Raw genomic sequence first — 13,539 nt, 5'->3', positions numbered from 1 at the left:
ATGCGTTGCATGAAGCAGCGAACAGCGCAGGTCCGGTGGGAACAGCGCATGCAAAACCCCCTGCTGGTGCTTGCCGTGGCGTTCGCCGTCGGGTACGCCGTGCCCATCGTCGCGCCGGACGCGGACCCCTGGGTCCACACCCTGTGCACGGTCACCGAATGGACGGTGTGGGGCGCGTTCGCCCTCGACTACCTCGTACGGCTGGCGCTGGCGCCGGGCAAGCGGCTGTTCGTACGCAGCCATCCGCTGGACCTTCTCGCGGTCCTGCTGCCGCTGGTGCAGCCGCTGCGGCTGCTGCGGGTCGTCTCCACGCTGCTGCTGGTGGGCCGGCGGGCCAGGATGGCGCCGCAGGTCACGCTGACGACGTATGTCGGGGGCGCGGTGGTGGGGCTGATGATGTTCGGCTCGCTGGCCGTGCTGCATGTGGAGCGGGACGCGCCCGGCGGGAACATCAAGACGCTGGGTGACGCGGTGTGGTGGTCGTTCACGACGATGACGACGGTCGGATACGGCGATCACGCGCCGACGACGGGACTCGGGCGGGTGCTCGCGGTCGGGCTGATGCTCTCGGGGATCGCGCTGCTCGGTGTCGTCACCGCCAATATCGCGGCGTGGTTCATCTCCCGCTTCGAGCGTGACGACGCCGAGGAGCGCCGGCAGACGGCGCTCCTCGAAGCCCTCACGCAGGAGGTCCGGGCCCTGCGGGCGGAGGTCGGGCGGCTCACGGGAGCGGTGGCCGGAGTCTCCGCTCCCGTGGCGGCGGCGCAGGGCCCGGTGCCCGAGCAGCCCGTCGGCCAGCCCTCCCCTGGCTCCCCCCTCAGCTCTCCGCGATCTTGAACGCCCTTACCCCGTACGGGGATTGGGGCACCCAGGTGCCTCCGCCCGGGTAGGTCTCGAACTCACCCGTCTCCTCGCACTCCGCCGACTGGTACGTGGTGACGGGCCGCCCGGTCCGGTTGGCGAGCGCCTGTGCGGTGGTGCCCGGCGGCAGCGGCACGCAGCTGTCGATGTCCGTGCCGGACAGTTCATGGGCCTGGCGGACGCCCTTGAAGTTCCCCTTCTCCCAGAGACAGAACTCGCCCGCCGCGCACTCCCCGAGGCGGGGCTGCGAGGCGGTCGCCGTCTGCGGCGCCAGTACTGCCGCGGCCAGGACTCCGGCCGTGACTCCGGCCATGACGATCTTGCGCATATCGGTCAACCCCCGTGTCGTACTGATCACTTGCTGATCACTTGACCGCACCCTGACCTGCGGCGGGCGGGGCGGGGAAGGGGGCGCGGCATACATCACCCGGATAGGTGACAGCCCCTCCGGACGAACCCGGCGGGGCTGTCCTACGCACGAAGTTGACGTCAGTCCGACATCAGTGGGACGTCAGATCTGAGCATCGGACGCGAGCGTCAGGCGTGGGCGTCGGATACGGGCTTCGGACGCGGGCGTCGGATACGGACCGCGCCCGCACCCGGATCGGCGTTCGTGCCCCGCTTGGTCAGCAGGGCAGTCAGCAGGGCAATGAACACCTGGCCTGCCTGGTCGCCGCCGGGGTCCCGGGGGGCGCGCCCGTCGGCCCGCCCTGCGACAGACCCGGGCTGTGGTCCCGGGTGCCGGCGGCTCCCGCCGCGGACCGGGTCCGGTCGCAGACCGCCCGGGCGGCGGACGAAGGCCCGGACGGCGGTCCGGACGGCGGTTCCGGGTCCGGTCGCAGGTCCCGACGGCGGACGTGGGCCGCGACAGCTCCCGCCGGGGCTCTGGCCGGTCGCAAGCCGGGCCGGCCTGCGGACGCGGAACGCAACCCGGACGCGGGTCCGGGCAGCCCGCTCGCGGCCGCACCCCGGCCGCACCCAGGTGCGGCCGAGCCGTCTCGGGCCGCATCGCCGCGCCGCGGCGGAGCGTACCCCCAACGAGCACGGAATGTGACGGCCTTACCCCCATTCCACCCAGGAACACGTGATCTCTCTCACGGTCTTCGCGAGCGCCCTCACACGTCTCCTAGGGTGTCCCGCAGTGACTTCCTTCGACTCCTCCCCCACCTTGACCGCTTGGCGCGCCCTCCTCGCCCTCGCGGTCGTGTTCATCATGCTGGCGACCACCGGCTGGACCGCCGTACGACATCAGAGCGGTCCCGGTAACGCTCTCCAGGCCGAACTCACCGGCTGGACCAAGGGCCGGATCGGAGCGCGGGCGCTGCCCGAGGCCGATTCGGCGCCTCATCGGCTGGCCGCCTTCTTCGGCTCGCTCGGCAGCGCCCAGCGGGCCCGACTCGCCGACCGGTACCCGCTCGTCGTCGGCAATCTCAACGGCGCCCCGGTCACCCTGCGCTACCGCGCCAACCGCACCGCTCTCGCGCACTCGCACGCGCTCGAGCACAAGCGCGTGAACGACCCCAATCTCACCGCGGACGGCCACCGCGACGCCGTCCGTCGTATGCAGCGCTTCAAGGCGCTGATGAGCACCGACCGGCAGATCCTCGCCTTCGACCCCTCCGGGTCCGGCAAGGTCGCCGAGGTGTTCGGCGACCTCGACCACGCCCAGCGCGTCTCGGTGATCGTCCCCGGCGTCGACACCAATCTGCTCACCTTCCAGAAGACGACCCGCAAGTACGCCGCGCCGGTCGGCATGGCGCAGTCGCTGTACGCCGCCCAGCGGGCCGCATCACCTGGTACGCGTACCGCCGTCATCGCCTGGGCCGACTACACCGCACCCGTCGGCGTCGGCATGGACTCGGCCATCGGCCGCCTCGCCGCGAGCGGCGCGATCCGGCTGACCGCGCTTGCGAACGCGCTGCCCGGCGACTCCAGGGTCGCGCTGTTCTGCCACAGCTACGGCTCCGTCGTCTGCGGCGTCGCGGCCCGCCAACTGCCCGACCGGGTGGACGACATAGCGGTGGCCGGCAGCCCCGGCATGCGCGCCCAGAACGTCGCCGGACTGCACTCGCACGCCCGGGTCTGGGCGATGCGGGACAGCGACGACTGGATCCAGGGCGTACCCCATCTCGAAGTCGGCGGCCTCGGGCACGGCGAGGACCCGGTGACACCGGCGTTCGGCGCCCGGGTGCTGTCCGCGGCCGGAGCGATCGGCCACGCAGGCTATTTCGAGCCCGGTACGGAGAGCGTCACCAACTTCGCGGAAATAGGCGTCGGTTCGTACAGCAGCGTGAGCTGCGCGAGCGAAGACGACACATGCCGCAGTGATATTTACGGCGACGAGGTGGCCTGACGCGCGTAGAGCGTCGTGGAACGGGCCGCGCACCGATGGGAGACGCGCGGGCGCACGCCGCCTACGATGAGGCGTATGGGTGATGTGCTTGCCGGAATTCAAGCCACCTGGGAGTTCGAGACCGACTCCGTGCTCATCCGCTTCGAACGGGGACTTCGCACGCCGAAGCTGTTCCAGACGCTTCGCGAACGCCGTATCCCCCACGAGGCGTTGGGGTCGGTGACACTCTCCCCGGGCAAACGCGGCACGGTGGTGCTGCACGCCGTGCCAAGACCTGGCGCGGATCCGCTGATGGAGGCCGCGGCCGGGCAGTTGAAGGAGGGCTGCGACCCGTACCGCCTTGTGCTGCCGGCCGAGCGGGAGACGCTCGCCGAGTACTACGCCGACGAACTGCGGGGGCTGCTACCCGCGGACGCGGACAAGCCCGCCGAGCGGTACGCCGTCGCCGCGCCCGAGGCCCCGCTGGGCTTCAAGGCATACGACGGAAAGGCCTCTTTCGACGGCTCGAACGTCGCCTTCCGCTGGTCCTGGACGGGCGCGTCGTCCGCCAAGTGGAGGGCGGGCGACCAGAGTTTCCCGGTCGGGGAGCTGAGCGGGGTCGAGTGGCGCTCGCCGGAGGCGTTCGACGGGTATCTGCGGCTGCTGCGGCGCGGCGACGAACCCGGCGACGAGGGGGCGAGGCCCGCGCAGGTGGACCGGGACCCGGCCGCGGTGCTGTTCGGGCTGAGGTACGGGCCGGTGCACGAGTCGCTGCCGTTCGCGGCCGCGGTGCTCGAATCCGTACAGAACGCCGACTCGGTCCCTGTACCGGCGCTGCGGGCGGGGCGGCGCGACCCGGCCGACATCGCCGAGCGGATACGCCACCTCGGGGAGCTGCACCAGGCGGGCCTGGTCACGGACCAGGAGTACAGCACGAAGAAGGCGGAGCTGCTCGCGGAGCTGTGAGGGGCGTCCGGGGAGGACCGGCGGGGCGTTGCCCCCTTGGCCGGTCCCTCCCCGGTGTCACCGCCGTCTTCGCCCTCGGGCCCGCGTCCAGGCCTACGGCTACTCGCGGGCCGCCGAGGTCGACGACATGTCCGGGTACCTGTCCCCCGCCACCTGCCCGGCGATCGGCTCCAGCACCGCCAGCTCGTCGGCGGTCAGCGTCAGCCGGGTCGCGCCGATGTTCTCGACCAGCCGGCTGGTCTTGCGGGTGCCGGGGATCGGGACCACGGGGAGCGAGTGCACATCGGCCCGCTGCTGCACCCAGGCGAGGGCGACCTGCGCGGGTGTCGCCCCGTGTGCCGCCGCGATCTTGTGGACCGGTTCCAGCAGCGCCGCGTTGGTCCTGGCGTTGTCGCCGGTGAAGCGCGGCTGGTACTGGCGGAAGTCGTCGTCCGACAGGTCCTTGCCGGCGTCCGTGAAGGCGCCGGTCAAAAAGCCCCGGCCGAGCGGCGAGTACGGCACGAAGGCGACGCCGAGTTCCGCCGCCGCGCCCACCGCGCTGCGTTCCACGTCCCGGCTGAACAGCGACCACTCCGACTGCAGCGCGGTGATCGGGTGCACGGCGTGCGCCTCGCGCAGTTCCGCGCCGGTGACCTCGCTCAGCCCGAGGTGCCTGACCTTGCCCTGCTCGACCAGTTCGGCCATCGCGCCGACGGATTCGGCGAACGGCACGGCCGGGTCGCGGCGGTGCATGTAGTAGAGGTCGATGACGTCGGTCTTCAGCCGCCGCAGGCTGTCCTCGACGGCCTGCCGGATGTACGCGCCGTCGTTGCGGATGCCCCGGTAGTGCGGGTCGTCGGTCCGCTCTATGGCGAACTTCGTGGCCAGCGTGATCTCGTCGCGGTGCGCCCCGACGAAGGGCGCGAGGAACTCCTCGTTCGCCCCGCGTCCGTACACGTCCGCGGTGTCGAACAGCGTGACGCCCGCCTCCAGCGCCGCCTCCAGGGTGTCCCGGGCGGCCGCCGGGTCGGTCTCTCCGTAGAACTCGCTCATGCCCATGCAGCCAAGGCCCTGCACGCCGACCAGCGGTCCGCCGCTCCCGAGCCGTACTTGTGCGATCTTGCTGTTGCTCATCAGGTTTCAGAGCCTCTCCGACGCCCGCCGGGCGTCCGCGTAAAAGCCGATCTTGTGGTCCAGCACGGCGAGCGTGTCCTGGAGCTCCGCGATTCGCGACCGAACGTCGCGCCGCGTCTGCTCCAGCAGCTCCTGCCGTGCCTCGAAGGTGTGCTCGCCCTCCCGCACCAGCTCGGCGTAGCGGACCATGTCCGCGACCGGCATCCCGGTCAGCCGCAGCTTGCCGACGAATGCGAGCCAGTCCAGGTCGCGGTTGGTGAAGCGCCGCTGTCCGGTGTGCGACCGGTCGACGTGCGGCATCAGCCCGATCCGCTCGTACCAGCGCAGGGTGTGCGCGGTGAGGCCGGTGAAGGCGACGACCTCGCTGATCGTGTAGCGGTCCTGCCCCTCGGGGCGGGGATGCGCGCGGGGCACAGTGGCGCAGATGTCCGTCCGGTCCGCCTTGGTCTCGATCAGCGTCATGCCCTCAACGCTAGAACCTTGGAGTGCACTCCAAGCAAGCAGAAACCGATGGCAGTTTTCGTACGCCCCCCAATAGCCTGCGGTGGCATGAGCCTCGCCCGCCGCGCCACTCCACAGGACGCCGAAGAGCTGGTCCGCCTCCGCAAGGTCATGCACGACTCGCATCTCGGGCCGAATCCCGACGTCAGCTGGCAGCCCGCCGCCGTCGACACGCTGCGCAAGAAGCTCGCAGACCCGGCCGGCGACCTGACCGCGTTCGTCGTCGAGCGCCCCGGGGGTCTCGCGGCCTGCGCGGTCGGCACGATCGAATACCGGCTCGGCGGCCCCGGCAACCCGCGCGGCACCTCCGGCTATGTGTTCAGCGTGGCCACCGACCCGGACATGCGGCGCCGCGGCTGTTCCCGCGCCTGCATGGAGGCGCTGCTGGCCTGGTTCCGCGAGCGCGGCGTCCCCAAGATCGACCTGCGCGCCTCGTCCGCGAGCCGCTGTACACCTCGCTCGGCTTCGTCCGCACCCCCGATCCCGCGATGAGACTGACCCTTTAGGCTCGTACACATGCAGAGCCTGGCGATGATCGAGAACTGGCCGACAACGACCGCGGCGGCCGCCGTCGTACGAGCGGACGGCACGGTCGCAGGTTCGTACGGCCCCACCTCGCACCGCTTCCCGCTCGCCTCCGTCACCAAGCCGCTCACGGCGTACGCGGCGCTCGTGGCGTACGAGGAGGGGGCGGTCGAACTCGACGAGCCGGCGGGCCCCGGGGGCTCGACGGTCCGTCATCTGCTCGCCCACACCTCGGGCCTGGCCTTCGACGAGCACCGCGTGACGGCCCCGCCCGGCACCCGCCGGCTGTACTCCAACGCGGGCTTCGAGGTGCTCGCCGACCACATCGCCAAGGCAACGGAGATCCCGTTCGCGGAGTATCTGCACCAGGCGGTGCTCGAGCCGCTGGGCATGGCGGCGACCACCCTGGACGGCTCGCCGGCGAAGGACGGCGTCTCGACGGTCGACGACCTGGTCCGCTTCGCGGCGGAGGTGCAGGCCCCGCGTCTGCTCGACGCCCGCACGGTGCTCGAGGCGATGACGGTCGTGCACCCGGGGCTGTCCGGGATCCTCCCCGGCTACGGGCACCAGAAGCCCAACGACTGGGGACTCGGCTTCGAGATCCGGGACGCCAAGTCCCCTCACTGGACGGGTAGTTCGTCCTCGCCGCGCACCTTCGGGCACTTCGGCCAGTCGGGCACGTTCCTGTGGATCGACCCTTCGGCGGGGTCGGCGTGCGTGGCGCTCACGGACCGGGCCTTCGGTCAGTGGGCCATCGAGGCGTGGCCGCCGTTCACCGATGCGGTGCTCGCCGAACTGCGCTGAGGCGGGCGCCCCCAGGGCTAGCCCCCTGCGCCCCTGCCTCAACAGCCCCCCGTCCTCAAACGCCGGGCGGGTTGGACTGCTCCCACATGAGCGCCTCGGCCGGACCCGCTCCCGCCGCCAGCTCCAAGCCCTCCGCGTCCACGATCCGTACCGAATCACCCGGCCCCAACTCCGCGTCCCCCAGCCGCACTTCGCCCCTCACCACATGGACGTACACAGCCGCAGCGTCCGGGACCGCCGTGCGTTCGCCCGGGGTGAGGCGGCGGACGTGGAGCATCGCGCCCGCCTCGGGCAGCGCGTACGGCGTCGAGTCCGCGATGCCGCGCACGATCTCGTACGAAGGGTCGCCGCCCGGTGACAGCGGTTCGAGCCACATCTGCACGAAGACCAGCGGCGCGTCCCCGTCGTTGCGCTCCACGTGCCGCACCCCGCCCGCCGAGCTGAGCCGCTGGACGTCACCGGGCCCGACCACTGTCGCGTGGCCCGCCGAGTCGCGGTGGGTGAGCTCGCCCTCGACGACCCAGGTGACGATCTCGGTGTGGCTGTGCGGGTGCTCGTCGAAACCCGCGCCGGGCTCGAGACGTTCCTCGTTGCAGGCGAGGATCGCGCCGAAGCGGAGGTTGTCGGGGTCGTAATGACGCCCGAAGGAGAAGGCGTGCAGGGACTCGATGCCCGAGGCGGGGTCGCCGCCGCGGAAGCGGTCGGCGGAGCGCCGTACGTCAATCACGGGTCCACGGTAGACCTGCGCGGGCGCCTGCCGGGCGCCCGCGCCGACGGAGTCCGACGCGGGCGCCCGAAGCTCGCGAGGCGCCCCGGGCGCCGGGCGATGCGGGGGCGGAACGACGGAGATGCGGGGGCGGCACGAAGAAGGAAGGACCCGCCACACCGTGAGCCCGTCCCGATAAGGCAGTCTTGTCCCGTGCCCGAACCTGCAGCGAACGTCCCCCACCCGCATCCCGCGACCCTGCGCCGTCTGGAGCAGTCCTCCGGCCGGCTCGCCGCGAACGCCATCGCGCGCATGGACGAGACGCTGCCCTGGTACCGGGCGATGCCCCCGGAGAACCGGTCGTGGATCGGCCTGGTCGCCCAGGCCGGCATCGCCGCGTTCACCGAGTGGTTCCGGCATCCGGAGACCCCGCAGGCGATCTCGACCGATGTCTTCGGTACGGCTCCGCGCGAGCTGACCCGGGCGATCACCCTGCGCCAGACCGTCGAGATGGTGCGTACCACCATCGAGGTCATGGAATCGGCGATCGAGGAAGTCGCCGCCCCCGGCGACGAGTCCGTGCTGCGCGAGGCGCTGCTCGTCTACGCACGCGAGATCGCCTTCGCGACCGCCCAGGTGTACGCCCAGGCCGCCGAGGCACGCGGCGCCTGGGACGCCCGCCTGGAATCCCTCGTCGTGAACGCCGTACTGTCCGGCGAGGCCGACGAGGGCGCGGTCTCCCGCGCCGCCGCGCTCGGCTGGAATTCGCCGGAGCATGTCTGCGTCATCCTCGGCACCGCGCCCGACGGGGACAGCGAGCTGACCGTCGAGGCGATCCGCCGGGCCGCCCGGCACGCCAAGCTCCAGGTCCTCACCGGAGTTCTCGGCGACCGGCTCGTCGTCGTCGCGGGCGGCAGCGACAACCCGCTACAGGTCGCCAAGGCGCTGATCGGGCCATACGCGGCCGGACCCGTGGTCGCGGGCCCCGTCGTCCCCGACCTGCTCGCCGCGACCAGGTCGGCGCAGGCCGCGGCCGCCGGGCTCAAGGCGGGCTCGGCCTGGCAGGACGCACCACGCCCGGTCCTCGCGGACGATCTGCTGCCGGAGCGCGCGATCGCGTCGGACCCTGCGGCGCGTGAGCAATTGGTGGAGGAGATCTACAGACCGCTGGAAGAAGCGGGGTCGGCGCTGCTGGAAACACTGAGCGTCTATCTGGAGCAGGCGAGCAGCCTCGAAGGCGCCGCCCGGATGCTTTTCGTCCACCCCAACACCGTGCGCTACCGGCTTCGACGTGTGACCGACGTCACCGGTTGGTCACCCTCCGATGTACGCTCGGCGTTCACTTTGCGAATCGCGCTGATCCTGGGGCGTCTGGCCGACGGGGACACGCAGTCCTAGGCTTTTGTTGAACACCAACAATTCCCCTGACGGTTCTTGGTCCCTGTCCTCACGGGCGGTTCGAGCCGTCCTCAAGAGAGAGTGTGAGGGTGCTCGTACTCGTCGCTCCCGGCCAAGGCGCTCAGACGCCCGGCTTCCTGACTCCCTGGCTCGACCTCCCCGGCGCCGCCGACCGCATCGCGGCCTGGTCCGACGCGATCGGGCTCGACCTTGCCCACTACGGCACGAAGGCCGACGCGGACGAGATCCGCGACACCGCCGTTGCACAGCCGCTGCTGGTTGCCGCCGGCCTGCTGTCGGCCGACGCGCTGGGTGCCGTGCGGCCCGGCGCCGTCGCGGGCCACAGCGTCGGTGAGATCACCGCGGCCGTGTTCGCAGGTGTTTTCGACGACGAAGCCGCGCTCGATTTCGTACGTACGCGCGGACTGGCGATGGCCGAGGCCGCCTCGGTCACCGAGACCGGTATGTCGGCCGTCCTCGGCGGCGACCCCGAGCAGGTCGTCGCCCATCTCGAAAAGCTCGGTCTGACCCCGGCGAATGTGAACGGCGCCGGTCAGATCGTCGCCGCCGGCACCGCCGAGCAACTCGCCGCGCTGGCCGAGAACAAGCCGGAGAAGGCGCGCGTGATCGCTCTGAAGGTGGCCGGCGCGTTCCACACGCACCACATGGCGCCCGCGGTGGCGACTCTCCAGGAAACCGCCGCGGACCTCACGGTCTCCGACCCGGTCGTGCCGTACATCTCGAACAAGGACGGCCGCGTCGTCTCCACCGGCAACGAGGTCATCGCCCGGCTGGTCGGCCAGGTCGCCAACCCGGTCCGCTGGGACCTGTGCATGGAGACCTTCAAGGAGCAGGGCGTCACCGCTCTGATCGAGGTCTGCCCCGGCGGCACGCTCACCGGCCTCGCCAAGCGCGCCCTGCCGGGCGTGCAGACGCTCGCGCTCAAGACCCCCGACGACCTCGACGCGGCCCGCACGCTCGTCGCCGAGCACTCTTCCTGACAAGGAGCCGTAGAGCATGTCGAAGATCAAGCCCAGCCAGGGCGCCCCGTACGCACGCATCATGGGTGTCGGCGGCTACCGCCCCGTCCGGGTTGTGCCCAACGAGGTGATCCTCGAGACGATCGACTCCTCCGACGAGTGGATCCGCTCCCGCTCGGGCATCGCGACGCGCCACTGGGCCTCCCCCGAGGAGACCGTGTGCGCGATGTCCGTCGAGGCGGCCGGCAAGGCGATCGCCGACTCCGGGATCTCCCCGCAGCAGATCGGCGGCGTGATCGTCTCGACCGTCTCGCACTTCAAGCAGACTCCGGCCGTCGCCACCGAGATCGCGGACAAGATCGGCGCGATCAAGCCTGCCGCGTTCGACATCTCCGCGGGCTGCGCGGGCTTCGGCTACGGTCTGACGCTCGCCAAGGGCATGGTCGTCGAGGGCTCCGCCGAGTACGTACTCGTCATCGGGGTCGAGCGGCTGAGCGATCTGACCGACCTTGAGGACCGCGCGACGGCCTTCCTGTTCGGCGACGGCGCGGGCGCGGTCGTCGTGGGCCCCGCCAAGGAGCCGCAGATCGGCCCGACCGTATGGGGTTCCGAGGGCGACAAGTCCGACACCATCAAGCAGACCGTGCCGTGGGACGACTACCGCAATGGCACTGTCGAGAAGTTTCCGGCGATCACGCAGGAGGGCCAGGCGGTCTTCCGCTGGGCCGTGTTCGAGATGGCGAAGGTCGCCCAGCAGGCGCTGGACGCGGCCGGAATCAGCGCGGACGACCTGGACGTCTTCATTCCGCACCAGGCCAATATGCGGATCATCGATTCGATGGTGAAGACTCTGAAGCTGCCGGAGCACGTCGTGGTCGCCCGCGACGTGGAGACCACCGGCAACACTTCGGCCGCCTCGATCCCGCTCGCCATGGAGCGGCTCCTGGCGACCGGACAGGCGAAGAGCGGTGACACCGCGCTCGTCATCGGCTTCGGGGCGGGTCTCGTCTACGCCGCGACGGTCGTTACCCTCCCCTAAGCAACCGGATCTTCCGGACGCCACACCCTCTGATACAAACCGAAGGAGCGCCACATGGCCGCCACGCAGGAAGAGATCGTCACCGGTCTCGCGGAGATCGTCAACGAGATCGCCGGCATCCCGGTCGAGGACGTCCAGCTGGACAAGTCCTTCACCGACGACCTTGACGTCGACTCCCTGTCCATGGTCGAGGTCGTCGTCGCCGCCGAAGAGCGCTTCGACGTCAAGATCCCGGACGACGACGTCAAGAACCTCAAGACCGTCGGCGACGCCGCGGACTACATCGCCAAGCACCAGGCCTGAGCCTGAACGCGTTTGTCGCCACCTGACGGTGGCGCCGTGACAATTCAGCACCCCCTACACGTGGAGAAAGAATTCCTGTGAGCTCGACCAATCGCACCGTGGTCGTCACCGGTATCGGCGCAACCACACCGTTGGGTGGCGACAGCGCATCGACCTGGGAGGGTCTGCTCGCCGGGCGCTCCGGGGTGAAGCCCCTCGACGGAGAGCGCTTCGCCGACCTCCCGGTCCGGATCGCCGCGCCCGCGGCGGTCGACCCGAGCGAGGTCCTGCCGCGCCCGCTGGCCCGCAAGCTGGACCGTTCGGCGCAGTTCGCGCTGATCGCCGCGCGCGAGGCCTGGGCCGACGCCGGCTACACCGCCCCCGCGGGCGAGGACGAGAAGATCCTGCCCGAGCGTCTGGGCGCGGTCATCGCCTCCGGCATCGGTGGCGTGACGACGCTGCTCGATCAGTACGACGTGCTCAAGGAGAAGGGCGCACGCCGCGTCTCTCCGCACACCGTTCCGATGCTGATGCCGAACGGCCCGTCCGCGAACGTCGGCCTCGAGGTGAACGCCCGGGCGGGCGTGCACACTCCGGTCTCCGCCTGCGCGTCCGGCGCCGAGGCCATCGGCTACGCCGTCGAGATGATCCGCACCGGCCGTGCCGATGTGGTCGTCGCGGGCGGCACCGAGGCGGCTATCCACCCGCTGCCCGTCGCGGCATTCGCCAACATGATGGCGATGTCCAAGAACAACGACGAACCCGCGAAGGCTTCCCGCCCGTACGACAAGGCCCGTGACGGCTTCGTGCTCGGTGAGGGCGCGGGCGTCGTCGTCCTCGAGTCCGCCGAGAACGCCGCGCGGCGCGGCGCCAAGGTCTACTGCGAGGTGCTGGGCCAGGGCCTGTCCGCGGACAGCCACCACATCGCGCAGCCCGAGCCGACCGGCCGCGGCATCGCCACCGCGATGCAGAACCTGCTGGACGCGACGGACCTCAAGCCGTCCGAGGTCGTGCACCTCAACGCGCACGCCACGTCGACTCCGCAGGGCGACATCGCCGAGATCAAGGCCCTGCGCAAGGTCCTGGGCGACGATCTCGACCATGTCGCCGTCTCCGCCACGAAGTCGATGACGGGCCACCTGCTGGGCGGCGCGGGCGGCATCGAGACGGTCGCGACCGTGCTCGCGCTGTACCACCGCACAGCGCCGCCGACCATCAACGTCGACGACCTCGACGAGGAGGTCGACGCGGACGTCGTGCGCGGCGAGCCGCGCGAGCTCCCGCAGGGCACGATCGCGGCGATCAACAACTCGTTCGGCTTCGGCGGCCACAACGTGGTCCTGGCGTTCCGGACCGTCTGAGCCCGCGGCAGAGTTTCCCGGATTCACACGAAAGGGCCCCCACCGCGCGGTGGGGGCCCTTTCGTGTGTCCTTCGCGTGTGTCCTTTCGCATACGTCCTTTTCGCGTATGTCCTTTCGCGTACGCCCGTCAGACGACCTGGTGGAGCCAGCGGACCGGGGCGCCCTCCCCCGCGTACCGGAACGGCTCCAGTTCGTCGTCCCACGGCTTGCCCAGCAGCTTCGCGATCTCGGCCTCGAGTTCCGTCTCACCCTGCGCCGAGCGCGCCAGCGCGGCGCGCAGCCGGTCCTCCGGGATCAGGATGTCGCCGTGGATCCCGGTGACGGCGTGGTAGATGCCGAGGCCGGGGGTGGCGCTGTAGCGCTCGCCCTCCGCCATGGGACAGGGCTCGGCGGTCACCTCGAAGCGCAGCAGACGCCAGCCGCGCAGCGCCGAGGCAAGTTTGGAGGCCGTGCCCGCCTCGCCCTGCCAGGAGAACTCGGCTCTCCAGGTGCCGGGGGACGCGGGCTGGCGGATCCAGTCGAGCTGGACCCGCACACCAAGAACGCCCGCCACCGCCCATTCGACGTGCGGGCACAGCGCGCGCGGCGCGGAGTGAACGTACAGAACGCCACGTGTCGTCACCGGGACCTCCAGTGTGGGACGAGGATCGGCTTTCCCAGCGGCCTCAGT

Annotated in this window: 14 protein-coding genes and 1 pseudogene; 10 read left to right on the top strand and 5 right to left on the bottom strand. The window is 71.0% G+C overall.

From position 1 onward, the window contains the following. Nucleotides 1–837, top strand: a complete 837-nt coding sequence (locus J7E87_RS20720; RefSeq protein ID WP_374195199.1) for a potassium channel family protein — start codon at nucleotides 1–3, stop codon at nucleotides 835–837. Here J7E87_RS20720 and J7E87_RS20715 read toward each other — a convergent pair. Further along, nucleotides 818–1,189: a peptidase inhibitor family I36 protein gene (locus J7E87_RS20715; protein WP_215095958.1), complete on the bottom strand. Its 372-nt coding sequence runs from the start codon at nucleotides 1,187–1,189 to the stop codon at nucleotides 818–820. The two genes, J7E87_RS20720 and J7E87_RS20715, sit on opposite strands and share 20 nt — an antisense overlap. Nucleotides 1,190–2,002: 813 nt before the next feature. Between J7E87_RS20715 and J7E87_RS20710 the strand changes: the two genes are divergently transcribed. Then, nucleotides 2,003–3,214: an alpha/beta hydrolase gene (locus J7E87_RS20710; protein WP_215095957.1), complete on the top strand. Its 1,212-nt coding sequence runs from the start codon at nucleotides 2,003–2,005 to the stop codon at nucleotides 3,212–3,214. Nucleotides 3,215–3,289: 75 nt separating this feature from the next. Continuing rightward, nucleotides 3,290–4,159 (top strand): DUF4429 domain-containing protein, encoded by an 870-nt coding sequence (locus J7E87_RS20705; protein WP_215095956.1) that lies wholly within the window; start codon nucleotides 3,290–3,292, stop codon nucleotides 4,157–4,159. A gap of 99 nt (nucleotides 4,160–4,258) precedes the next feature. Here J7E87_RS20705 and J7E87_RS20700 read toward each other — a convergent pair whose 3' ends face one another. Both J7E87_RS20700 and J7E87_RS20695 read right to left on the bottom strand, forming a co-directional pair. Beyond that, nucleotides 4,259–5,272 carry an aldo/keto reductase gene (locus tag J7E87_RS20700; RefSeq protein WP_215095955.1) on the bottom strand — a complete coding sequence of 338 codons (1,014 nt, stop codon included), beginning with the start codon at nucleotides 5,270–5,272 and terminating at the stop codon, nucleotides 4,259–4,261. A gap of 6 nt (nucleotides 5,273–5,278) precedes the next feature. Further along, nucleotides 5,279–5,734, bottom strand: coding sequence for a MerR family transcriptional regulator (locus tag J7E87_RS20695; protein WP_215095954.1), 456 nt, complete (start codon nucleotides 5,732–5,734; stop codon nucleotides 5,279–5,281). Nucleotides 5,735–5,821: 87 nt separating this feature from the next. Here J7E87_RS20695 and J7E87_RS20690 point away from each other — a divergent pair. Together J7E87_RS20690 and J7E87_RS20685 are read left to right on the top strand one after the other, a co-directional pair. Beyond that, nucleotides 5,822–6,279: pseudogene (locus tag J7E87_RS20690) on the top strand (GNAT family N-acetyltransferase). A gap of 10 nt (nucleotides 6,280–6,289) precedes the next feature. Next, nucleotides 6,290–7,102 (top strand): serine hydrolase, encoded by an 813-nt coding sequence (locus tag J7E87_RS20685; RefSeq protein WP_215095953.1) that lies wholly within the window; start codon nucleotides 6,290–6,292, stop codon nucleotides 7,100–7,102. 55 nt (nucleotides 7,103–7,157) lie between these two features. On the opposite strand, the gene J7E87_RS20680 is transcribed toward J7E87_RS20685, so the two are convergent. Beyond that, nucleotides 7,158–7,829, bottom strand: a complete 672-nt coding sequence (locus J7E87_RS20680; RefSeq protein WP_215095952.1) for a pirin family protein — start codon at nucleotides 7,827–7,829, stop codon at nucleotides 7,158–7,160. Nucleotides 7,830–8,021: 192 nt separating this feature from the next. On the opposite strand from J7E87_RS20680, the gene J7E87_RS20675 reads away from it, so the two are divergent. From J7E87_RS20675 to fabF, 5 genes are all read left to right on the top strand, one after another. Beyond that, nucleotides 8,022–9,206: a CdaR family transcriptional regulator gene (locus J7E87_RS20675; protein WP_215095951.1), complete on the top strand. Its 1,185-nt coding sequence runs from the start codon at nucleotides 8,022–8,024 to the stop codon at nucleotides 9,204–9,206. An 89-nt stretch (nucleotides 9,207–9,295) separates the two neighbouring features. Then, nucleotides 9,296–10,207 carry an ACP S-malonyltransferase gene (locus J7E87_RS20670; RefSeq protein ID WP_215095950.1) on the top strand — a complete coding sequence of 304 codons (912 nt, stop codon included), beginning with the start codon at nucleotides 9,296–9,298 and terminating at the stop codon, nucleotides 10,205–10,207. Between the two features lie 16 nt (nucleotides 10,208–10,223). Continuing rightward, nucleotides 10,224–11,225 carry a ketoacyl-ACP synthase III gene (locus J7E87_RS20665; protein WP_215095949.1) on the top strand — a complete coding sequence of 334 codons (1,002 nt, stop codon included), beginning with the start codon at nucleotides 10,224–10,226 and terminating at the stop codon, nucleotides 11,223–11,225. A 54-nt stretch (nucleotides 11,226–11,279) separates the two neighbouring features. Beyond that, nucleotides 11,280–11,528, top strand: coding sequence for an acyl carrier protein (locus tag J7E87_RS20660; protein WP_078077492.1), 249 nt, complete (start codon nucleotides 11,280–11,282; stop codon nucleotides 11,526–11,528). 77 nt (nucleotides 11,529–11,605) lie between these two features. Further along, nucleotides 11,606–12,868, top strand: a complete 1,263-nt coding sequence (gene fabF, locus J7E87_RS20655) for a beta-ketoacyl-ACP synthase II (RefSeq protein WP_215095948.1) — start codon at nucleotides 11,606–11,608, stop codon at nucleotides 12,866–12,868. Between the two features lie 128 nt (nucleotides 12,869–12,996). On the opposite strand, the gene J7E87_RS20650 is transcribed toward fabF, so the two are convergent. After that, complete coding sequence (locus J7E87_RS20650; RefSeq protein WP_215095947.1) at nucleotides 12,997–13,491, bottom strand: DUF3145 domain-containing protein; 495 nt, start codon at nucleotides 13,489–13,491, stop codon at nucleotides 12,997–12,999. Nucleotides 13,492–13,539 lie beyond the last annotated feature (48 nt).

Origin of the sequence: Streptomyces sp. ISL-1 (genome assembly GCF_018614585.1) — a bacterium.
GTDB classification, from domain to species: domain Bacteria; phylum Actinomycetota; class Actinomycetes; order Streptomycetales; family Streptomycetaceae; genus Streptomyces; species Streptomyces maoxianensis.
Note: the sequence above shows the minus strand (reverse complement) of the source record. Positions and strands in the feature narration are given on the sequence as shown.